12 protein-coding genes are annotated in these 21,889 nt (G+C 68.2%); 6 read left to right on the forward strand and 6 right to left on the reverse strand.

Annotated features, from left to right (window positions below; translation table 11 throughout):
- Nucleotides 1–153: 153 nt before the first annotated feature.
- The gene (locus JW792_RS10405) at nucleotides 154–2,991 is read right to left on the reverse strand and encodes a S8 family serine peptidase (RefSeq protein WP_135997280.1); all 2,838 of its coding nucleotides are present in this window, start codon (nucleotides 2,989–2,991) and stop codon (nucleotides 154–156) included.
- A gap of 250 nt (nucleotides 2,992–3,241) precedes the next feature.
- Between JW792_RS10405 and JW792_RS10410 the strand changes: the two genes are divergently transcribed.
- On the forward strand, nucleotides 3,242–4,747 hold the full coding sequence (locus tag JW792_RS10410) for a tryptophan halogenase family protein (RefSeq protein ID WP_135997281.1): 1,506 nt from the start codon (nucleotides 3,242–3,244) through the stop codon (nucleotides 4,745–4,747).
- 1 nt (nucleotide 4,748) lies between these two features.
- On the opposite strand, the gene JW792_RS10415 is transcribed toward JW792_RS10410, so the two are convergent.
- Both JW792_RS10415 and JW792_RS10420 read right to left on the reverse strand, forming a co-directional pair.
- On the reverse strand, nucleotides 4,749–6,278 hold the full coding sequence (locus tag JW792_RS10415) for a tryptophan halogenase family protein (protein ID WP_135997282.1): 1,530 nt from the start codon (nucleotides 6,276–6,278) through the stop codon (nucleotides 4,749–4,751).
- A gap of 129 nt (nucleotides 6,279–6,407) precedes the next feature.
- A complete protein-coding gene (locus JW792_RS10420) occupies nucleotides 6,408–9,239 on the reverse strand; it encodes a TonB-dependent receptor (RefSeq protein WP_135997283.1) in 2,832 nt (943 codons plus the stop codon).
- A gap of 261 nt (nucleotides 9,240–9,500) precedes the next feature.
- On the opposite strand from JW792_RS10420, the gene JW792_RS10425 reads away from it, so the two are divergent.
- Nucleotides 9,501–11,126 (forward strand): alpha-amylase family glycosyl hydrolase, encoded by a 1,626-nt coding sequence (locus tag JW792_RS10425; RefSeq protein WP_135997284.1) that lies wholly within the window; start codon nucleotides 9,501–9,503, stop codon nucleotides 11,124–11,126.
- A 4-nt stretch (nucleotides 11,127–11,130) separates the two neighbouring features.
- Here the strand turns inward: JW792_RS10425 and JW792_RS10430 are convergent, their stop codons facing one another.
- A complete protein-coding gene (locus JW792_RS10430; protein WP_135997285.1) occupies nucleotides 11,131–12,144 on the reverse strand; it encodes a LacI family DNA-binding transcriptional regulator in 1,014 nt (337 codons plus the stop codon).
- A gap of 339 nt (nucleotides 12,145–12,483) precedes the next feature.
- On the opposite strand from JW792_RS10430, the gene JW792_RS10435 reads away from it, so the two are divergent.
- Nucleotides 12,484–14,022, forward strand: a complete 1,539-nt coding sequence (locus tag JW792_RS10435) for an MFS transporter (protein ID WP_135997295.1) — start codon at nucleotides 12,484–12,486, stop codon at nucleotides 14,020–14,022.
- Between the two features lie 74 nt (nucleotides 14,023–14,096).
- Here JW792_RS10435 and JW792_RS10440 read toward each other — a convergent pair whose 3' ends face one another.
- Complete coding sequence (locus JW792_RS10440) at nucleotides 14,097–15,962, reverse strand: alpha-amylase family glycosyl hydrolase (protein WP_206340781.1); 1,866 nt, start codon at nucleotides 15,960–15,962, stop codon at nucleotides 14,097–14,099.
- Between the two features lie 194 nt (nucleotides 15,963–16,156).
- Here JW792_RS10440 and JW792_RS10445 point away from each other — a divergent pair, with 194 nt between their 5' ends.
- Nucleotides 16,157–18,280, forward strand: coding sequence for a glycoside hydrolase family 97 protein (locus tag JW792_RS10445; protein ID WP_135997286.1), 2,124 nt, complete (start codon nucleotides 16,157–16,159; stop codon nucleotides 18,278–18,280).
- Between the two features lie 13 nt (nucleotides 18,281–18,293).
- Complete coding sequence (locus JW792_RS10450; protein WP_158291648.1) at nucleotides 18,294–19,535, forward strand: alpha/beta hydrolase-fold protein; 1,242 nt, start codon at nucleotides 18,294–18,296, stop codon at nucleotides 19,533–19,535.
- Here JW792_RS10450 and JW792_RS10455 read toward each other — a convergent pair.
- On the reverse strand, nucleotides 19,532–20,203 hold the full coding sequence (locus JW792_RS10455) for a DUF6445 family protein (protein ID WP_135997288.1): 672 nt from the start codon (nucleotides 20,201–20,203) through the stop codon (nucleotides 19,532–19,534). The genes JW792_RS10450 and JW792_RS10455 overlap by 4 nt on opposite strands.
- Nucleotides 20,204–20,455: 252 nt before the next feature.
- Here JW792_RS10455 and JW792_RS10460 point away from each other — a divergent pair, with 252 nt between their 5' ends.
- Nucleotides 20,456–21,868, forward strand: coding sequence for an alpha-amylase family glycosyl hydrolase (locus JW792_RS10460; protein ID WP_241094949.1), 1,413 nt, complete (start codon nucleotides 20,456–20,458; stop codon nucleotides 21,866–21,868).
- Nucleotides 21,869–21,889 lie beyond the last annotated feature (21 nt).

Raw genomic sequence — 21,889 nt, forward strand, 5'->3', positions numbered from 1 at the left:
CCGCATCACGCGGAAAGCAACGGACGCTTCCCCCGGGGTGAATACTTGAGGTTTCAAAGCGCGCGCCAAGTAGAATAGGCGCATTCTGCAAGACAAACGGACGCCGCCGCCCGCAGGTCACGGGCGGCGGCGCCGTTTCGGGAGCCTTTCGGCCTAGTAGTCGAGGGTGAAGCGCAGGCCCGAGGCGATCTCGCGGTCTGCCTCGAACCCGGCCTCGCCGGCGAGCATGGCCCGGCCGAAGAGGCTGAGATCGCCCCGGTCGCCGAACAGCGGGATCGCGTAGAGCAGCTCCGCCGCGATCGGGCGTTGTCCGCCGAGCGCCCAGCTCTGGCTGTCCAGGGCCAGCGTTCCGCTCTGCCGGTCGGCGATGCCCATGGCCCGGTATTCCAGCGAGCCGCTCTCCTGGTGCAGCGTCTGGATCACGCTCGCCCGGACCGCGTCGGAGCGGGTGATGATCCCATCGCGGCGCAGGGAGACCTGGAAGGCGGTCGAGACCGGCGTCTCGCCGATCGAGATCGCCCGCGTGTCAAACCCGTCCGCCGCCGTGCGCGCCGCGGTCGCAGAAGCGCTGAGGCTGAGGCGGGCCGGCAGCAGGGCCTCGGCCCCGACGGTGACCGCATCGGTCGCCGCGCCGCCGTCGAGATCGAGCACGCCCGTACCCTGGGCGCCGAGCAGGCCGGTCGCCTCGTGCAGGTGGGTGTAGCCCAGCGTGATCACGAAGCGGTCGGACACCTCGTGGCTCACCCCGGTGAAGAAGGCGATCGCCTCGTACACCGAGAGCCCGTCGAGCACCTCGTCCTCGGCCCCGGTGATCGGGTTGACGAAGGTGTACTCGTCGCGTCCCGAGCTCACGCCGAAGGAGACGCGGGTGGCGTCCCCGACCCGCATGCCGCCGGCCATGTAGGCTCCGCCCGAGGCAAAGCCGAGCACAGGGTTGACCCCGCCGGTCTCCGGCCGGTGGTCGGAGAACAGGGCGAAGCCGTCCTGGCCGTTCAGCGCCAGCGCGCCCTCGCCGAAGCCGATCTGGAACTCGCGTCCCGAAGCGGTGTCGGTGAAGCGGAAGCCGGTCTGGATGTCGAGTTCGCCATCGGCATCGAGATCGAGCGGATCGGCCGGTGCCGCGAAGGCGGACATCTCGAAATCGCCGCGGCGCGAGATCGTCCGCGTGAAGCCGAGCGTGTCGGAGAAGGCGGTTGCGTTGAAGCCGGTCGCCGCCTGGGTCGAGGCGTATTGCGCCGACTTGCTGCTGCCGCCGCCCTGGCCCTTGGCCGGCTTGATCACGATGTCGTCGAGCGAGATCGTGAAGTCGCGATAGGTGCCGTTTATCGTCTCGAAGACGGTCACCGCGTTCTGCGCGGCCGAATGGAAGCGCAGCGCGCCGGAAACATAGCCGAGCGTCACGACGTCGCGTGCGGTCGAGGTCTCGTCGAGATAGAAGAGAGACCTCTCGTCCAGCGGCCTCATCGCCGCGTCGACATTGAGCAGGCCCCAGCCATAGACCTCGTCGACGCCGGGGACGCCGAGATCGGTCGCGGAGCGGAACAGGATGTCGGCGACGTCGCCGGGCTCCAGCCAGCCCCAGCGTCCCTTGATCAGGGCCGCGGCGCCGGAGACCATCGGAGCGGCGAACGAGGTGCCGGACATGCGCGCCGTGCCGCCCTGGCCGTCGGAGACGAGGATCAGCTCGCCCGGCGCGACGATGAAGCGGTCCATCAGCCGGTTGCCGGCCTGGCAGGTGCCGTTCACCGTCAGGCACGCCGTACCCGGACGATTGGAGAAGGAGGAGATCTCGCCCCACGGATTGACCGAGCCGACGATGATCAGGTTCTCCAGCACCGGCACGCCCGTCCAGTCGAGATCGGCGGTCTGGGTGGCGCCGTTGTTGCCCGCGGCGATCACGAACAGCATGTCGCCGACATGGGGCGCGAGCTGCTGGTCGGAGAACACGCTCGCCCAGTCCTGGTGCAGCGTCCACCCGGGCACGCCCAGCGACATGTTGACGATGTCCGACTGCAGCTGGCCCAGGCGCACGACGCCGTCGCGCACGCTCTGCCAGCTCGCCGTCAGGCTCGCATCGAACGGGTTGTAGACATTGATCGTCACGCCCGGCGCGATGCCCATCACGCCCTGGCCGTCATGGGCGGCACCGATGATGCCGGCCACGGCCGCGCCGTGATTGAAGTTCAGGTAGTCGCGCGTGCCGTGGGTGATGCGCAGATTGACCCCGTCGGTGCCCTGGGTGGAGAAGTCGAGCACGCCGACGAGCGCCCCGGAGCCGCCGCCGACGGCTTGCGACAGGGCAGGCGACCAGTGGATGGCGGGCATCCAGTGATCGGGCCGGTCCGCGCCGGAATAGGCCATCAGCCCGTCGTAGAAGTCGAGGAAGAAGGCCCCGCGCTTGTTCGCCGACCAGCTGTCGAGCGTCGACAGGTCGGCGAGGTCCAGCTCGTAGGCGTCCAGGAGGCCCTGCAGGAAGGCCTCGCGGAAGGACAGGCCGGTCGCGTCGCGGACCGCCGGCCCGAAGACCGCCTCGGCCTGCGCGAACATGGTCTCCAGCTGGGTGGCCAGCGTCGCGTAATCGCCCGAGGTCGTGTCGGAGAAGGCCCCGATATCGCCCCAGAACGCGTTGATGTCGCCGTAGAACGGTCCGATATCGCCCCAGAACGCACCGATATCGCCCCAGAAGGCGGCGATGTCGCCGTAGAACGGGCTTATATCGCCCCAGAACGCGGCGATGTCGCCGTAGAACGGGTTGATGTCGCCCCAGAAGGGAGAGATGTCCCCCCAGAAGGGCGAGATATCGCCGTAGAACGGGTTGATATCGCCGTAGAACGGGTTGATGTCGCCGTAGAACGGATTGATGTCGCCGTAATAGGGCAGGACGAACTCGGTGTCCTGCGTGTCCTGTCCCGCGGCGCCCGGCGCCGCGCTCGCGGCGATCGCGCCGGCCAGGGCCGACAGCGCCACGCCTCTGTACAAGAAGTCCCTCATGGTTACCCCTCGCCTTTTCCTGGCCCTTTCACGGGCTACGATAGGCGAACGATCGCACACCCCAATCTAAGTGCGGTTTAAGGAAGACGGTTAAGAACCGGTGACTTGGAGCAATGGTTTACGCCCGCCTAACATGCTCTCGGGCCGCATGACTGCAGGAAATCCGGCCCGGCGGCCGCGCCGCGCTTGCCTCGCCCGGCCCCGCTCCTAGACTGGATTTTCCAGGTCCGGTCGCGGGGGAGGCTTAACAATGCGCCAGGGGCAGATCGAACGCATCGTCGTCGTCGGCGGCGGATCGGCGGGCTGGATGGCGGCGGCCGCGCTGGCGAATGCCGCCCCGCGCGAGTGCCGGATCACGCTGGTGGAATCGGAGGCCATCGGGATCGTCGGGGTCGGCGAAGCCACCATCCCGCCGATCAAGGTCTTCAACCGGCTCCTGGGCATCTCCGAGGCGGAGTTCCTGCGCGAGACCAAGGGCAGCTTCAAGCTGGGGATCGAGTTTCCCGGCTGGCGGCGCGAGGGCACGCGCTACTTCCACCAGTTCGGCTCGTTCGGCCGCGAGTTCGATCTCGTGCCGATGCACCAGTACTGGCTCAAGATGCGCCATGAAGGCGACGACACGCCGATCGAGGATTTCTCCATGGCCTGGGCGCTGGCGCGGCGCAACCGGTTCGCCCCCCCGGTCAGCGATCCGCGCATGGTCCAGTCCACCCACGACTACGCCTATCATTTCGACGCCGTGCTCTACGGCCAGTTCCTGCGCCGCTATGCGGAGGCGCGCGGGGTCGTGCGCGTGGAGGGCAAGGTGGCCGACGTGCGCCTCGATGCGGAAAGCGGCGACATCGCCGGGCTGACGCTCGATGACGGGCGCACGGTGGACGGGGAGTTCTTCCTCGACTGCACCGGGTTTCGCGGCGTGCTCATCGAGGGCGCGCTGCAGACCGGATATCACGACTGGCGCCGGTGGCTGCCGTGCGACCGGGCGATCGCGGTCCCCTGCGCGCACGGCGGGGACTTCACGCCCTATACGCGCTCGACGGCGAAGGCCGCGGGCTGGCGCTGGCGCATCCCGCTGCAGCACCGCATCGGCAACGGCTATGTCCACTGCAGCGAGTTCATTGGCGAGGACGAGGCGACGCAGGCCCTGCTCGCCGACCTGGATGGCGCGCCGGAGGCCGATCCGCGCGTGCTGCGCTTCGTCACCGGCCGGCGCAAGATGTTCTGGAACCGCAACTGCGTGGCGATCGGGCTCGCCGCCGGCTTCATGGAGCCGCTGGAATCCACCTCCATCCACCTCATCCAGACCGGGATCATGCGCCTCATCGCGCTCTTCCCGGACCGGTCGGACAATGCGCTGGCCCGCCGGGAGTACAACCGCCTGACCGAGGCCGAGTACGAGCACATCCGCGACTTCCTGGTCCTGCACTATCACGAGACCGCGCGCGAGGAGCCGCTCTGGCGCCATACCCGCGCCATGGAGATTCCCGACACGCTGCGATACCGGCTCGACCATTACCGCGCCTGCGGCCGGCAGGTGGCGTTCGGCCACGACCTTTTTCCCAACGCCAGCTGGCTGGCGGTGATGGCCGGCCAGGGTGTCGAGCCGGAGACCTACGATCCCATCGTGGACAAGCGCGACACCCCGTTCCGCGAGCGACTGGCGGGGCTGAAGCGGTTGATCCATGAAGCCGCGGAGCGCGCACCCGACCATCGCACCGCGCTGAACGCGGTGATGGACGCGGCCAGCGCGGCCTGAGCTATTCGGCCGCCTGCGGCGCGGCGCAGCAGCGCGCTATATGGTCGGCGTGGCTGGGCAGCTTGGCCGCCGCGCCGGTGACGATCTGGCGGATATTGGCGAGCATGTCGCGCAGCTCGGCCTCGCTCAGCTTGTCGGCCATCGGATGCCAGGCCTGCGGCGTCAGCCCCTGGCCGTGCATGACCTGCAGCCAGCTCGCCTCGGTGAACAGGTCCTGCGCGTCGCGATAGATCCGGCCCGACGCCTTGAACAGGGCGATCTTGCTGGTGAGCGTCTCGGGCACGTCCATCTCGCGCACATCGATCCAGAAGGGCGAATCGGTGCGCTCGTTCAGGTGATAGTGCAGGATCAGGAAGTCGCGGATGCGCTCGAACTCCAGCGTCACCTGGCGATTGTACTCGTCGCGCTCCGCGTCCGCGATCGGGCGCGTCGGGAACATCTGGATGAAACGGCTGATCCCCGACTGTACGAGATGGATGGAGGTGGATTCCAGCGGCTCCAGGAACCCGCTGGCCAGGCCCAGCGCCAGGACGTTCCTGTTCCAGAACTTCCGGCGCCGGCCGGTGGTGAAGCGGATGAGGCGCGGTTCGGCGAGGGCCTCGCCTTCCAGATTGGCGAGCAGGGTCTCGCGGGCCGTGTCGACATCGACATAGCCGCTCGAGAAGACGTGCCCGTTGCCGGTGCGGTGCTGCAGCGGAATGCGCCACTGCCAGCCCGCCTCGCGGGCGATGGCCTGTGTGAAGGGGCGCGGCGGCCGGGTATTGCGGCTGGGGACCGCCAGGGCGCTGTCGCATTTCAGCCAGCGCGACCAGTCCTCGTATCCGGTCTTCAGCGCGCCCTCGATCAGCAGCGCCCGGAAGCCCGAGCAGTCGACGAAGATCTCGCCGGCGACCTCGCGCCCGTCCTCCAGGCGCACGCGCTCGACATCGCCGCTCTCTGGATCCTGGATCACCTCGACGATCCGGCCTTCGGTGCGCCGCGCGCCGCGGGATTCCGCGTAGCGGCGCAGGTACTGGCCGTAGAGCGCGGCGTCGAAATGATAGGCGTAGGCGACACCCCCCAGCGGCGAGGAGCCGAGCCGCTCCATCGGCGCGAACCGGCCCGCACGCGCGGCCTGGGTGTTGACGCAGTAATCCCACAGATCGCCGCCATAGCCTTCCGCCTGGGCGCGGAAGACGTGGTGGTGAAAGTGGATCTGGTTCACCGACAGGCCGATGGAGCCGAAATTGTGCAGATAGCTGTGGTCGAGCCGGCGCCAGTTGATGAACTCGATGCCGAGCTTGAAGGAGCCGTTGGTTCCGGCGACGAAGTCGGCCTCGTCGATCTCCAGCGCCCGGTTGAGATTGCGGATCTGCGGGATCGTGGCCTCGCCGACCCCGACGATCCCGATGGCCTCCGATTCCACCACCTCGACCTCGACCAGCCGGCCGAGGAACTTGACCAGCGAGGCGGCCGCCATCCAGCCCGCCGTCCCGCCGCCGACGACAACGACCTTGCGCGGCGCTTCCCGGTGAGATTGCGGCTTCGCCATGGGGCCTCCAGATCATCGAGCGGCAATGAAACCCTTCGCCGGGCCCGGGGCCGGGTCAAGGCCCGCCGGAAAGAAAAAGCCCCGCCGGCGCTGGGCGCCGGCGGGGCGATGGCGTGATGCAGCCCCGCCTTAGCGGCGATAGCTGACGCGCAGGGTGTACGTCGTGCCGTACTCTTCCCAGTTCCGGGCGAGGCGTTCGTCATCGTTGATGTACGTCCCGAACCGCTCGTCGGTCAGGTTGTTCGCCTGGAGCTGGACCGTGAGGCCGCTGGCCGGGCCGTCGACGAATTCGTAGCCGATCTGGGCGTCGATCACGCTTTCGTCGAACACGCGCCGGAAATCGGGCTGCCCGGTGAAGTCGGGCAGCTCGCCGAGGAAGTCGGACCGGAAGCGGTTGGAAATCCGGGCTTCCCAGCCGCCGCGCTCGTAGTACACGGTGATGTTGCCCAACTCCTCCGAAAGCCCCGGGATGTTGATCGGGGACGGCGCGGTGGAGGGCTGGATCTCGCTGTCGGTCACCGAATAGCTCGCGAACAGGCCGAACCCTTCGAATTGCTCCGGCAGGAACGCCTCGGCCGGCAGGCTCAGCGAGAATTCAAGCCCCCGCAGCCAGCCGCCATCGGCGTTCTCGGCGGCGAAGAAGCGGCCGTCCGAGACGCCCGGATTGGCCGCAGAAGTACCGGCCCCGAAGATCTCGTCGACGATCGCCGTGGTGTCCACGTCGCGTCCGACATTGCCGAAGACCCAGTTGTCGATCTCCTTGTGGAACGCGGCGATCGAGACATAGCCCCCGCCATCGGCGAAGTAGTGCTCGAGCGAGATGTCGAACGAGTCCGCCATGTAGGGGCGAAGCTGCGGATTGCCGCTGCCGCCGCTGATGCAGACCGCGTTCGGGTCGCTCGGGTTGGGCGTGTATTCGAACTGGTTGGTGATCGGGTTGATCCGGCAGACCTGGCTGTTGATGCCGATCCCGACACTGGCCCGCATGTCGTCCATGCGGGGACGCGCCAGGGTACGCGCCGCACCCAGGCGCAGGAAGGTGTTCTCCCCCAGTTCGAACGCCAGGTTCAGGCTGGGCAGCACCTCGGTATAGGTGTCGCCGTCGGTGGCCACCACCGGGAGGAAGGCCAGCCCGTTGGCGATCGGTCCGGTCGAGCTCTGGTCGGTGTGCACGACCTGAACGCCGGCATTGCCCCGCACCGGCACGCCGATATTGGTGTCGATGTTGGCCTGGAGGTAGGCGGTCGTGATCTGCTCTTCGACCTGCCATTGCTTCTGCGGAATGAAGCCGAGCGGCAGCGGACGCAGCGTGTAGATGCCGTCGCGCAGCAGGGCGGCCGGATCGTAGGCGATCATCTGCACGTTCGAGACGAAGAAGATATCCGTCGGATTGAGCAGGTATTGAGTGGGGATCGCGAGCTCGTCGACGCCGACGAGGTCGACGAAGTCCTCGATCGTTTCGCGCTGCTTCTCGCGGTCGGAGAAGTAGACGCCGGCCTCGACCGAGCTCAGGAAGCCCCGGTCGAATTCACGCGTTGCGCTCAGGCGCAGCGCGGAGAGCTGGTCGTCCGTGTTCAGCGTCTTGCGGAAGCCGTCCTGGCCCCAGCCGCCCGGGTCGGTGAGCACCATCAGGCTGGGATCGGCGTAGTCGGATCCGACCTGCGAGTGGAACCGGTAGCGGTCGCCGGTGAAGGCGAAGTCCAGCTGGTCCACCGCGGCCGTGTAGTTCTGCCAGGCGCCCACGCCGAGGCCGGCATAGGATTCGAAATCCAAGGCGGACCGCTCGACGCTGGAGTGGCTGAGATCGCCCTCGAACAGCCAGCTTTCGAACGGACGCCACTGGACGTTCCAGCCCACCGAGAACAGCTCGGCCTCGCGCTCCTGGATATCGTTGCGTCCGACCGCGAAGACCGGATCGAACGTGCCGGCCGTGACCAGCCCGTCCTCGACCTGCGCGCCAAGCAGCTGAAGGCCCGAACCGCCCCCGAGCCAGGTGCCCGTCGGGAATTCCGCGCCGCGGCGCACGCCGCCGTCGGTGAACTCGGTGTACAGGAGATCGAGCGAGGTGTTCAGCGTGGCGTTCGGCTCGAATTCGAGCGTTCCGAGATAGGCGGTCCGATCCAGGTCGCGGGATTCGGAGAACATCTTGAAACAGCCCGGCGCCTGGGCACCCCCGCGGTCGTCGAAGTTGCAGATCTCGTACTTCTCGCCCTGGGTCGGGGTGTTCTGGTCCGCGATCGACAGCACGATGCCGATGGTGTCGTTGGCGAACTGGTTCACGTAGGTCCCGGTCAGGCGGTAGCCCCTCTCGTCGAACCCGTCGTTGAGCTCGCCGTTGGAGTTGTACTCGTAGCTGGCGGACAGGTTCACCGCACGCTCGCCGAAGGCCAGCGGGCGGATGGTGCGCAGGTCCACCGTGCCGGCCAGGCCCTGGGCCACCAGCTGGGCGTCCGGCGTCTTGTAGACGAGCGCCTGGCTGATCAGCTCGGAGGGATACTGGTCGAATTCCACGCCGCGGTTGTCGCCGGCGGTCACCTGCTCGCGCCCGTTCAGGAGCGCCGTGGTGTAGTCCGGGCCGAGACCGCGAACCGAGAGCACCTGCGCCCGGCCGCGCACGCGCTGGGCGGCGAGGCCCGGCAGGCGCGCCAGCGCTTCGGCGATCGAGACGTCCGGCAGCTTGCCGATGTCTTCGGCCGAGATCGCCTCGACGATCTGGTCGCTCTCGCGCTTGGCCGCGATCGAGGAGCGGATGGACGAACGGATGCCGGTGACGACGATGACGTCGCCATTGGCGCCTTCGGCGGACTCCTCCTCGCTCGCATCGGCAGGAAGCGCATCACCCGCAGGCGGCGGATCCTGCGCGTCCTGGGCCCAGGCCGGGCCGGAGGCGAGAAGAAGCAGCGAGCTCGCGGCGGCGCTGCTCAGGAGCCATGAACGGCGAAACGGTTTCACAGATTGCATTTTTTCCTCCCCCTGGCTCGCCGGATTGGTTTTTCAGCATGAGCCTCGATTACGCAAAATAATGAAAATTCATGAAAGTGCCAAGCAGAAAATTAGTCCGCATCCCTCCGGCGGAGGCTGCCCGCCCCCGAAATCGCCCGGATTTCCTCTTCGCAACTGCGGTCGCATGGCGTGAAAGCGAGCGCACGACAACGTTGACAGAATGCGCATGATTTTGCAAAAAATCGCAAATCACTACGCAAGCGCGGAGAACCGGTGAGGATGGAAACGGCGTCTGAAGCACCGGTGGAGAGCCGCGAGGCGGCGCAATGGTGGCGCGGCGCGGTGATCTACCAGATCTACCCGCGCAGCTTCGCCGATTCGAACGCGGACGGGATCGGCGATCTTCCCGGCATCACGGCCCGGCTCGACCACATCGCCTCGCTCGGGGTCGACGCGGTCTGGATCTCGCCCTTCTTCACCTCGCCGATGAAGGATTTCGGCTACGACGTCGCGGACTATTGCGGCGTCGATCCGATCTTCGGCACGCTCGAGGACTTCGACGCGCTGCTGGAGACCGCCCACCGCCTGGGCCTGAAGGTCATCATCGACCAGGTCTATTCCCACACCTCCGACCAGCACGCCTGGTTCCGCGAGAGCCGGGAAAGCCGGGACAATGCCAAGGCGGACTGGTATGTCTGGGCGGACCCGAAGCCGGACGGCTCGCCGCCGTCCAACTGGCAGTCGGTGTTCGGCGGGCCGGCCTGGACCTGGGACAGCCGGCGCGAGCAGTACTACCTGCACAACTTTCTCAGTTCGCAGCCCGATCTCAACGTCCACAACCGCGAGGTCCAGGACGCGCTTCTCGACACGATGGCCTTCTGGCTCGACCGCGGCGTGGACGGCTTCCGGCTCGATGCCGTCAATTTCATGATGCACGATCCCGAGCTGCGCGATAACCCGGTCAATCCGAGCCCGAAGAAGCGCACGCGCCCGTTCGACTTCCAGCACCACACGCGCAACCAGTCCCATCCCGACATCCCGAGGGTGCTCGAGCGCCTGCGCACGCTGGCGCGCTCGTATGGCGACCGCTTCCTCGTCGCCGAGGTCGGCGGGGAAACCGCGCTGGAAGAGATGAAGCTCTACACCGAGACCGAGGCGCGCCTGCACTCGGCCTACGGCTTCTTCTACCTCTACGCCGCCGACCTCACGCCCGACCTGGTGCGCCGCTGCGCGGCGGAGTGGGATTCGGTCGAGGGCGACGGCTGGCCGGCCTGGACCTTCTCCAACCACGACGCGCCGCGCGCGGTCTCGCGCTGGGCCAAGGGCCGCGACCGCAAGGCCTTCGCCGACATGCTTCTGCTGCTGCTCGTCTCGCTGCGCGGCAGCGTCTTCGTCTACCAGGGCGAGGAGCTGGGCCTGCCCCAGGCCGAGGTGCCGTTCGAGCGGCTGCAGGATCCCGAGGCGATCACCAACTGGCCCCAGACGCTGGGCCGGGACGGGGCGCGCACGCCCCTGCCCTGGACCGCCGATGCGCCCCATGCCGGCTTCTCCGCCGTCGAGCCCTGGCTTCCCGTCGACCCGGCCCATCGCGTCCTGGCGGTCGACCGTCAGGACGCCGACCCCGACTCCACGCTCAACCATGCGCGCCGCTGGCTGCGCCTGCGCCAGGACCATCCGGCTCTGCGCGAGGGCGAGCTCGTCTTCATCGGCGAGGACGCGGACATCCTGGTGTTCCGGCGCGGGGAGGGGCGCGAGGCGGTACTGTGCGCCTTCAATCTCGGCTTCGAGGAGAAGCCCTGGCGCCTGCCGGACGGCTGGGTCCCGGTCGCCCACGTCAACGTCGCCGACCCGGCCGGCGACAGCCTGCCCGCGATGGGCGCCGTGCTCGCGCGGCGCAGGCGCTGAGCCTTCAGGCGCCGCAGGACTCCCGCACGATGAGGTCGGTCGCCAGGCGCTCGGAGCGCGCGATGGCGCCGCGCTGGCCGTCGAGCAGCTTGGCGAGCATCAGCCGGCCGGCATTGGCCACGTCCTGGTCGACCGTGGTCAGGGCCGGCTCGCTGTAGCGCGCGTAGGAGATGTTGTCGTAGCCGACCAGGCTCACATCGTGCGGCACGCGCTTTCCCGCCCGGTGCAGCGCCCGCAGCGCGCCGAGCGCCATCACGTCGCTCGCCGCGATCACCCCGTCGAAGGCCACCCCGCGCGCGAGCAGCGCCTCGATCGCGCTCTGCGCCGACTGCAGCGAGAAATGGGCCGGCACGAGCAGGTCGGGGTCCTCGGCGAGCTTCGCGCGCGACAGCGCGGTGCGGTAGCCGCGATAGCGCTGCATCGCCTCGGGCGCCTCGGTCTCGCCGAGGAAGACGATGCGCTCGCGCCCGAGGCGGGCGAGATGCTGCGTCGCGCGCTCCCCGCCCAGCAGGTTGTCGCTGCCGACCGAGCAGTAGTTCTGCTCGGGCAGCTCCGCGCCCCAGACCACGAACTGCGTCTCGCTCTCGGCGAGCTGGTTGAAGGCGTGGTGCAGCGCGCTCTGGCCGACGAAGATCACCCCGTCCGCGCGGTGGGTGGTCATCGCCGCGTGCAGGTCCTCGAAGCTCGCCGGCGCGACGTGGCTGACATGGATGTCGCAATCGCGCTCGCGCGCCGCGTCGCCGACGCCTGCCAGCAGCTCGAAGAAGAACGGGTCGGAGAGCTGCGCGCCCCGCCCCTGCGGCTTGGGCACCACGATCGAGACCGTCGCCTTCGCCCCGATCGGGCCGGCCGGCATGTGGCGGCGGAAGGGATAGTCCATCTCGCGCGCGAGCTGCCAGATCGCCCGCTTGGTGCGCATCGAGACGGCCGGGGAATCGTTGAGCGCGCGCGAGGCGGTCGACACCGACACCCCGGCCCGCTCGGCGAGATCCTCCAGCCGCGTGGTCTTCTTGGTCATGGCTCTCGCACTGCTCCCCGCCCGCCCGCCGGCCGCCTCGTGCCGGACAGGGGGCCCTGTCTGCCCGTCCCGGTACGCGCGGACAAGCCGCGAGCGGCAGGACCGGCGCGGACCGGACTTTGCAAAATTTTGCACCAATTGCGCAGGAAATGTCGAGACGCTTCGTCGAACCTCTCCGCGACCGCAGCCGGACCGGCGCTCCGGGCCGCACCGTTTCACCGGTGAGCGCTGGCGATTCGCACCGGTTCCGCGCGGCGGGCTCATCGCCTCTCGACAGCGGCGCGCATCTCGGCCAAGTTACAAAAAAATGAAAACACGGGGGAGGACGCCATGGCCCAGATGGACAAGCCGCGGCTTTCGTTCTGGCAGATCTTCAACATCTCGTTCGGCTTCTTCGGCATCCAGATCGCCTTCGCCCTGCAGAACGCGAATGTCAGCCGGATCTTCCAGACGCTCGGCGCTTCGATCGAGGCCCTGCCCGTGCTCTGGCTCGCGGGACCGATCACGGGCCTGCTCGTCCAGCCCATCGTCGGACATTTCTCCGACCGTACCTGGGGTCCTCTGGGGCGGCGCAGGCCCTATTTCCTCATCGGCGCGATCCTGTCCACGCTCGCCCTCTTCGTCATGCCGAACTCGCCCTATCTGTGGGTCGCGGCGGTGACGCTGTGGATTCTCGACGCCTCGATCAACATCTCGATGGAGCCGTTCCGCGCCTTCGTCGGGGACATGCTGCCGAGCGAGCAGCGCACGCGCGGCTTCGCCATGCAGACCATCTTCATCGGCACCGGCGCCTTCCTCGCCTCGCTCGCCCCGTGGACGCTGACCGAGCTGTTCGGCGTGTCCGCCGAGGCCCCGGCCGGGGTCATCCCCGACGCGGTGAAGTATTCCTTCTACATCGGCGCGGTCGCGCTCTTCCTGGCGGTCGGCTGGACGGTCGTCAGCTCGAAGGAATACTCCCCGGAGGAGCTGAAAAAGTTCAAGGAGCCGCCCGGCCTGTTTCGCGACGAGCGTCTGGAGGCGCGCGCCGAGCGCGGCGCCGGCCATTACCTGCGCTCGGGCGGCGGCTTCCTCCTCGCCGGCCTCGTCGCCAGCTGGGCGGTCCACCGCTTCGACGCGGTCGCGACGCTCTACATCCTCACCGGCGGGCTCGCCGTGCTCGGCGCGCTCCTGCTCTTCCACGCCGGGTTCAAGGCCGCCTCGAAGACCGACAACTTCCTCTCCCACATCCTCACCGATCTCGACGCCATGCCGCTCGTCATGCGCCGGCTCGCGGTGGTGCAGTTCTTCTCCTGGTTCGGCCTGTTCATCATGTGGGTCTACGCCACCCCGGCCGTCACCGCCCACCACTATGCCGCGCTCGACCCGACCTCGATCGCGTATAACGAGGGGGCCAACTGGGTGGGCGTGCTGTTCGCGGCCTACAACGTCATCGCGGCGGCCTGGGCCTTCGTCCTGCCGGTGATCGCGAAGGCGCTGAACCGGCGCGCGGCGCACGCGATCAACCTGGTGCTCGGCGGGCTGGCGCTCGCGAGCTTCTACGTGATCACCGACCCGACATGGCTGTGGGTTCCGATGATCGGGATCGGCATGGCCTGGGCCTCGATCCTGACCATGCCCTACGCGATCCTGTCGGACTCCCTGCCGGCGGCGAAGATGGGCGTCTACATGGGCATCTTCAATTTCTTCATCGTCATCCCGCAGATCGTCGTCGCGGGACTGATGGGCCCGATCCTGGCCTATGTCTTCGACAGCCAGGCGATCTACGCCTTCATCCTGGCCGGCGCCTCGTTCGGCGTGGCCGCCGCCGCGCTCGCCTTCGTGCCGGGCCGCAGGAAGGTCGCCGAAGCGGGAACGAGCGAGGCAGTGGCCCCGCTGTAAGGCCGGCTTCCCACCCCTCGGTCCGCTCCGCGGACAGCTCCCCCATCAAGGGGGAGCAGGCGATGACTCGCCCCCTACTCCACCGCCCGGCACAGCACGAAGTCGAGCGCGGGCACGCTGACGGGATAGCTTCCGGCCGCAGAGACCTCGCCCGCGCAGTCGCCCGCCAGCGCCTCGAAGCGGCGCGAGCGGCCATTGACCACCACGTTCGCCTGACGCGGCGCCTCGCCCGCATTGAACACGGCGAGATACTCCGCCCCCGTGTCGGGATCGAAGCGGGAGAAGGCGAGAAGGCCGCCCTCCAGATCGCTGTGGCGCACCACGAGTTCGCCGCGGCGCAGGGCCGGGTGGGCCTGGCGGATCGCGGCCATCTGCGCGATGAAGGCGTAGAGCGGGTGGGCGGTGTCGAAATTCTCGTCCGCCACGCTCGCATCGGTGCCGATGAGATCGTTGTCGACATAGCTGTCCTGGACGCTCGGGAAGAGCGTCTCGCGCGCGCCCTGGTCGCCGCGGTCGGAGACGAAGCCCTGCTCGTCGCCATAGTAGATCACCGGCACGCCGCGGCTGGCAAACATGAGCGCGTGGGCGAGGCGGGTGCGCGCAAGCAGCTCCTCGTCCGGGATTTCCGGATCGGCCTCGCGCACGAACTGGGAGAAGCGGCCCATGTCGTGATTGCCGAGGAAGGTCGGGTTGATGCGCGCCGTCGCGCGCCCGCCCTCGTAGGCGAAATCCTCGTCGAAGAAGCGCTCCATGACGCGCGCGCCCTGCCCGTCCGCGACATAGGCCCGCGCCGCGCCCTGGAAGGCGAAGTCGAGCACGCTGGGCACCTCACCCTCGTTGACGAAGCGGGCGAGCTGGCCGGGATCGAACTCGTAGACCTCGCCGAAGATGTGGAAGTGCTCGATGCCTTGCGCGCGCGCATGCTCGAGGATGGCCGGCGCGAATTGCTGCCAGAACTCGATATTGACGTGCTTGGTGGTGTCCACCCGGAAGCCGTCGACGCGGAAATCGGTGATCCACTGGCTGTAGATGTCGATCATGCCCTCGACCACGCGCGGATGGGTCGTCATCAGATCGTCGAGCGTGGCGAAATCGCCGTAGACGGAATTCTCGCCCTCGAAGCGCGTATTGCCCCGGTTGTTGTAATGGATCGGATCGTTGAGCCAGGCCGGGTTCTTCACGCCCTCCTCGCCCTCGGGCACGTAAGGGGTATAGGCCCAGCGCGGATCGGTCAGCGCGGCGAAATTCCCCGCCGTCAGGTGCTCGCCATCCATGCCGAGGAAACCGTCATTGATCGCCTCCCCGTCCGGACCGCCGCGCGTCGTCCAGGGATAGTCGCCGATCGCGCGGTAGGCACAGTCCTCACCCGCCGCGTCCGGGCCGGAATACTCCGGGTCGTGACATTCGCGGTAGCGGATGACGTCGGCGGTGTGGTTGGTGATGATGTCCATATAGACCTTCATCCCCCTGGCATGGGCCGCCTCGACGAGCGCGCGGAAGTCCTCGCGCGTGCCGATATGGGGATCGACATTCAGGAAATCGGTGATCCAGTAGCCGTGATAGCCCGCCGAAGCCATCTCGCCCTCGCCCTGGACCGGCTTGTTCTCGAAGATGGGCGAGAGCCAGATCGCCGTCGCGCCGAGGCCCTGGATGTAGTCCAGCCGCTCGATCACCCCCTGCAGGTCGCCGCCGTGGAAGAAGCCGGTATGGGTCGGGTCGTGGCCGTGATCGAGCCGGCCGCCCTCGAACCCGCCGCGGTCATTGTCCGGGTTGGCGTTCTCGAACCGGTCGGGCAGGAGGAAATAGATGATCTCGTCTTCCGGCGCGCGCGCGGCGGCCGGGCCGGGCCCCGCGGCCTCTTCCTGCGCCCGTGCGCAGGCCATCAGCGCCATCGCGCCGGCCGCGGCCAGCAGCATGGATTTGCACAGTTTCGGCGTCATCCCGATCCTCCCCGGTTCGCTCGGCTGTCCTCTCCCACTTTAGCGCTCCGGCGCGTCCTGTCACTCGGAACCGGTTCGACTTGCGATTTTTTGCGCACTGTGGGCATGCTTCGCAAAAGGCCGGCGCGCGCGCCGCGTCCGGCCCGCCGTCACGCTGCGATGCAGCAAAACAAGGACACCCGGGGAGGAAGACCATGCACGCGACGATCGAGACACGGAAGTGGAAGCGCGCCGCGCCGGCACTTGCTTGCGCTGTGTTTGCGCTTGTTTGCGCTTGTTCGCCGCGGGAAGCCGCCGCGGGCCAGGCGTCCGGCGATCGCGCGCCCGCCGAAGCCGCCGCGATCGCCGCGCCGGCCGAGATCCTCTCCCCGGACGGGCGCCTCCTCATGCGGCTCACCCAGGAGGACGGCGTCGTGCGCTATGCAGTCGAGTATGACGGCGCGCCGGTCATCGCGCCCTCGCGCCTCGGCTTCCGCTTCGTCACCGGGCCCAATCTCGAGAACGGCCTCTCCCTCGTCTCGGTCGAGCGCGACAGCCACGAGGGCGAGTGGGAGACGGTCTATGGCGAGCGGCGCGTCGTCACCGACCATTACAACGAGATCGAGGCCGTGTTCGAAGCCGACGGCCAGCCGGGCACGCGCCTGACCCTGCGCGCGCGCCTGTTCGATACCGGGCTCGGCTTCCGCTACGAGGTCGAGCGCGACAGCCCGGGCGGAGAGACCCTGATCGCCGACGAGCTGACCGAGTTCACCTTCGCCTCGGACGGGACGGCCTGGTGGATCCCCTCGGGGGAGTTCAACCGCTACGAATACATCTTCCACACCACGCCGATCACCGAGGTCTGGAAGGCGCATACGCCCTTCACCGCGCGGCTCGAGGACGGGCCCTATGTCTCGATCCACGAGGCGGCGCTCGTGGACTATTCGGGCATGTCGGTCGACCAGGAGCGCCCGCTCGTCTTCCAGGCATCGCTGTCGCCGGCCTCCGACGGGGTGCGCGTGCGCACCGGGGAACGCTTCGTCACGCCCTGGCGCACGATCCAGGCCAGCGACAGCGCGGTCGGGCTCGTCAACGGCTCGGACCTGATCCTCAATCTCAACGAGCCGAACGTCCTGGAGGACACCAGCTGGATCGAGCCGGGCAAGTATGTCGGCATCTGGTGGGGCATGCATCTCGGGCAGTGGACCTGGGGCTCGGGTCCCAACCATGGCGCCACGACCGAGCGCACGCGCGCCTATATCGATTTCGCCGCCGAGAACGGATTTGCCGGCGTGCTGGTGGAGGGCTGGAATCTCGGCTGGGACGGGGACTGGTTCAACAATGGCGAGATCATCGACTTCACCACGCCCTATCCCGATTTCGACCTGGAGGGCCTTGCCGCCTACGCTCAGGCGCGCGGGGTTCGCCTGATCGGCCATCACGAAACCTCCGGCGCGGTGACCAATTACGAGACCCAGATGGAGGCCGCCTTCGACCTCTACGAGGCCAACGGCGTGCGCGCCATCAAGACCGGCTATGTCGCCGATGCCGGCGAGATCCTGCGCCGCGATGCGGACGGCATCGCCCGCTACGAATGGCATGACGGCCAGTTCACCGTGAACCACCACCAGCGCGTCATCGAGCGGGCCGCCGAGCACCGCCTGTCGATCAACACCCACGAGCCGGTCAAGGATACCGGGCTGCGCCGCACCTGGCCGAACTGGATGACGCGCGAGGGCGCGCGCGGCCAGGAGTTCAACGCCTGGGGCGCGCCGCCCAACCCGCCCGAGCACGTGGCGATCCTGCCCTTCACCCGCCTGCTCGCCGGGCCGATGGACTACACGCCCGGCATCTTCGACCTCACCTTCGAGCGCCAGGACGGGGTGCGCGGCATCCAGCACACGCTCGCCAAGGAGCTCGCGCTCTACGTGGTGATCTACTCGCCGCTGCAGATGGCCGCCGACCTGATCGAGAACTACGAGGCCCACCCGCAGATGTTCCAGTTCATCCGCGACGTGCCGGCCGACTGGGAGAACTCGATCGCCCTGCAGGGCGAGGTCGCCGACTATATCGTCATGGCCCGCCAGGAACGCGGCGGGGCGGACTGGTATCTCGGCGCGCTGACCGACGAGACCCCCCGCAGCATCGAGGTCGCGCTCGACTTCCTGGAAGCGGGCCGCGCCTACACGGCCGAGATCTATCGCGACGGTCCGGATGCGCACTGGGACAGCGCGCCCTACGACTATGTCGTGGAGTCCCGTGAGGTCACCGCCGCCGACACGCTCGCCTTCGATCTCGCCGCGAGCGGCGGGGTCGCCGTGCGCTTCGCGGCGCAGTGACGCAGGCGTCGCGATGAAGCCCGCTCTCGCCGCGCTCCTCCTCCTGGCCGCCTGCGCCCCGCAGGGCAGCCCGCCCGCCGAGGCGCCGGGCAGGACTCAGGAGCAGTCGATGACGCAGATCACGGTGATCGCCACCGTGCCGGAGGGGGCCGGGGAGATCTATCTCACCGGCAACCTGGACGAGCTCGGCCCCTGGCGGGCGGACGGCCTGCTGATGTCCGGCGAGGGCCGCGAGCGGCGCGCGAGCGTCCTCGTGCCCGAAGGCACGCTCTTCGAGTTCAAGATCACGGGCGGCAGCTGGGACCGCGAGGGCACCGGCCCCTCGGGCACGGTCCTGCCGAACTTCACCCACAGGGCGGAAGGCGAGGCAGGCGAGGCGCGCGTCGAGATCGTCGACTTCAAGCACCCGCCGGAGGCCTATATCGCCGACCCGCAGGGATCGGGCGTGCTCGGCACGCTGATCTACTGGACCGATCTGGACTCGGCCTTCCTGGAGACCACCCGCCACGTCTCGATCTGGCTGCCGCCAGGCTACGAGGCCGAGCCGGAGAAGCGCTACCCGGTCCTCTACATGCATGACGGTCAGAACCTGTTCGACCCGCGCATCGCCAATACCGGCACCGACTGGGGCATCGACGAGGCGATGATGGCCAATGTCGAGGCCGGGCTTCACGGACCCGCCATCGTGGTTGGCATCTGGAGCACGAACCGGCGCGGCTACGAGCTCTCGCCCTGGCACGGCGGGCCGGACTACGCGCGCATGATCGTGGAGGAGATCAGGCCGCGCGTCGACGCGGCCTTCCGCACGCTGGACGGACCCGCGAACACCTTCACCATGGGCTCGTCGATGGGCGGGCTGATCTCGCAATACCTGGTGCGCGAATATCCGGACGTCTTCGGCGCCTGCGGCTGCGTCTCGACCCACGTGCCCCTGAGCCCGGCGATGGCGCGCGACTTCCTGGGGCTCGAGGGCGGGCCGGTCCTGGAAAGTCCGGACAAACCCTATCTCATCGCCGAGATCGAGGCGGGCGCGCAAATTCCGGCAAATGTCCGGATGTTCTTCGATCACGGCACGCAGACGCTCGATGCGAATTACGGTCCCGGCCATGCGGCGATCCGCGACTGGCTCCTGGCCCAGGGCCTTTCCGAAGGCGAGGACTTCATTGTCCGGACCTATGAGGGCGCGGCGCACAACGAGGCGTCCTGGCGCGCCCGCGCGGGCGACCAGCTCGCCTTCCTGCTGGCCGGACACTAGGGCCGGACCTGCAGGAAGGTGTTCACCGTCAGCCGCCCGGTGCGCGGATCGGGATCGAAGGCGAACCCCTCCGGGATATCCCCCGAATGCAGCGAGATGCCGCGATAGACCGCGAGCCGGTTATAGCGGGCCGGTAGCGTGAAGATAGGCTCGAACAGTGGCGAGGGCGCGGTGAAGTAACCGTCCGGCAGCCCCGCGCGCGCGACGTCCGCGCGCAGGGCCGCGTCGTAGGCGGAGAGCCGGTCCGGCGTGATCGTCTCGAACCCGGTCGAGACGTGCCGGTAGAAGCTCGTCCCGCCCATTTGCGGCCCGCACAGATAGTGCAGCACCGCGATCCTGCCCGCGTCCGCCCCGTCGAAATGGGGCAGGCGCTGGATCGGGGTGAGGGTCGCAGGGTCTTGGGTGACAAGGGAAAAATTGCACTCGGCGAGCACCGCCCCGCGCACCGCGCCGAACACCTCGACAAGGATTTGCCTGATCAGGTCCATCCGTTCGCCGAGATAGGCCGAAGGCGCCGCGGCGCGCACGCCGGGATAGTGAATTCCGTTGCGCGAGAACGGTCTGGCCGAAGCGGCCTCGGCCAGGCGTTCCGGCTCGGCCGCGAAATCGTCCACGACCACGACCGGCGCGCCCTCGCGGCCGATGCGGTGGACGACATAGCCGCTCACGGACGGATGCTCCCGGCGGCACCGGCGACTGAAAATCTCTGCAATCTGGCGGTCATCGCCTGCCTTGCCCGATCTCGCGGCCGATCAATTGTCCCTAACAGGACAGGATTGTACAAGCGCGCGCCGGCCGGGCCACCTCTTGGAAATTTCCGCAAGTTTCCTCTACCATGCCCGTCGTTCCTGGCTTAGGGTGTCGATAGGCTAGCCGGATTCTGCGGGACACGCGCGCCTGATCGCGACGGGGAGGCGAGAATGATCGATCCGAGATGGACGAGCCTGATGGCAGGCCTCGCCCTCGCGGCCTGCTCGGCCGATGAGGAGCAGGCCCGTACCCTGGCCGACGCCGCCCCGCCCCACACGCCCGAACCGTACGTGCAGGTGACCCACCCGGAGTGGACCCGCGATGCGGTGATCTACCAGATCAACACGCGCCAGTTCACGCGCGAGGGGACGTTCGCGGCCGCCGCCGGCGAGCTGCCGCGCCTCGCCGGGCTGGGCGTCGACATACTCTGGCTGATGCCGGTCCAGCCGATCGGCGAGGTCAACCGCAAGGGCCCGCTCGGCAGCCCGTACTCCATCGCCGACTACACCGGCGTCAATCCCGAACTCGGCACGCTGGACGAGCTGAAAGCCTTCATCGACGAGGCCCACGCGCTGGGCATGCACGTCATCCTGGACTGGGTCGCCAACCACACCGCCTGGGACAACCCGCTCGTCGCCGAGCATCCCGAATGGTATTCGCGCAACTGGGCCGGCGAGATGCAGCCCCCGCCCGGCACCGACTGGAGCGACGTCGTCGACCTCGACTATTCGCACGCCGGGCTTCGCGAATACATGAGCGATGCCATGGCCTTCTGGGTGCGCGAGGTGGGCTTCGACGGCTTCCGCGCGGATGTGGCCGGCTTCGTGCCGCTCGATTTCTGGGAGGACGTGCGCGCCGAGCTCGACGCGATCAAGCCGGTCTTCATGCTGGCCGAGTGGGAGACCCGCGACCTGCATGCGCACGCCTTCGATGCGACCTATGCCTGGAGCTGGTGGAACCGGATGCACGACATCGCGCAGGGCCGCGCCGATGCCGGCGCGATCCGCGGCTGGTATTTCTACGATCATCACAACACCTGGCCGGAAGACGGCTACCGCATGGTCTTCGTGTCCAACCACGACAAGAATGCCTGGGAGGCCACCCAGTTCGAGGCCTTCGGGGAGATGCTGGAAGCCGCGATCGTGCTCTCGGTCACCGGCGAGGGCCTGCCGATGATCTATAACGGCCAGGAGGCGGGAAACACCGACCGCCTCGCCTTCTTCGAGCGCGATCCGATCCAGTGGCGCGAACATCCGATCGGCGATCTCTACCGCTCGCTCTTCGCCCTGAAGGAGGAGACGAGCGCGCTCTGGAACGGCTCGGCCGGGGCGAAGATGGTCGATGTGCCCAACTCCGCGCCCGCGCGCGTGCTCAGCTTCGTGCGGCGCAACATGGAAGGCGGCGTGTTCGTCGTGCTGAACCTGTCCGGCGAGGCCCGCGAGGTCACGTTCGGGACGGGCCCCCATCACGGCGCCTACACCGACCGGTTCTCCGGCGAGCGCCTGGAGGTCGGCGCGACAACCGCCCTCGCGCTGGAGCCGTGGGGCTGGCGCGTGCTCGTGCTCGACACGCCCGGCGAGTGAGGCAGGGCAAGCCTCGGCGCC

The sequence above is a fragment of the Marinicauda algicola genome (assembly GCF_017161425.1).
In the GTDB taxonomy this organism is placed as follows: domain Bacteria; phylum Pseudomonadota; class Alphaproteobacteria; order Caulobacterales; family Maricaulaceae; genus Marinicauda; species Marinicauda algicola.

Bases quoted from the DNA above. Each gene is read 5' to 3' on its own strand.
- JW792_RS10405 (WP_135997280.1), bottom strand. From the start codon at position 2,991: ATGAGGGACTTCTTGTACAGAGGCGTGGCGCTGTCGGCCCTGGCCGGC.
- JW792_RS10410 (WP_135997281.1), top strand. From the start codon at position 3,242: ATGCGCCAGGGGCAGATCGAACGCATCGTCGTCGTCGGCGGCGGATCG.
- JW792_RS10415 (WP_135997282.1), bottom strand. From the start codon at position 6,278: ATGGCGAAGCCGCAATCTCACCGGGAAGCGCCGCGCAAGGTCGTTGTC.
- JW792_RS10420 (WP_135997283.1), bottom strand. From the start codon at position 9,239: ATGCAATCTGTGAAACCGTTTCGCCGTTCATGGCTCCTGAGCAGCGCC.
- JW792_RS10425 (WP_135997284.1), top strand. From the start codon at position 9,501: ATGGAAACGGCGTCTGAAGCACCGGTGGAGAGCCGCGAGGCGGCGCAA.
- JW792_RS10430 (WP_135997285.1), bottom strand. From the start codon at position 12,144: ATGACCAAGAAGACCACGCGGCTGGAGGATCTCGCCGAGCGGGCCGGG.
- JW792_RS10435 (WP_135997295.1), top strand. From the start codon at position 12,484: ATGGACAAGCCGCGGCTTTCGTTCTGGCAGATCTTCAACATCTCGTTC.
- JW792_RS10440 (WP_206340781.1), bottom strand. From the start codon at position 15,962: ATGACGCCGAAACTGTGCAAATCCATGCTGCTGGCCGCGGCCGGCGCG.
- JW792_RS10445 (WP_135997286.1), top strand. From the start codon at position 16,157: ATGCACGCGACGATCGAGACACGGAAGTGGAAGCGCGCCGCGCCGGCA.
- JW792_RS10450 (WP_158291648.1), top strand. From the start codon at position 18,294: ATGAAGCCCGCTCTCGCCGCGCTCCTCCTCCTGGCCGCCTGCGCCCCG.
- JW792_RS10460 (WP_241094949.1), top strand. From the start codon at position 20,456: ATGATCGATCCGAGATGGACGAGCCTGATGGCAGGCCTCGCCCTCGCG.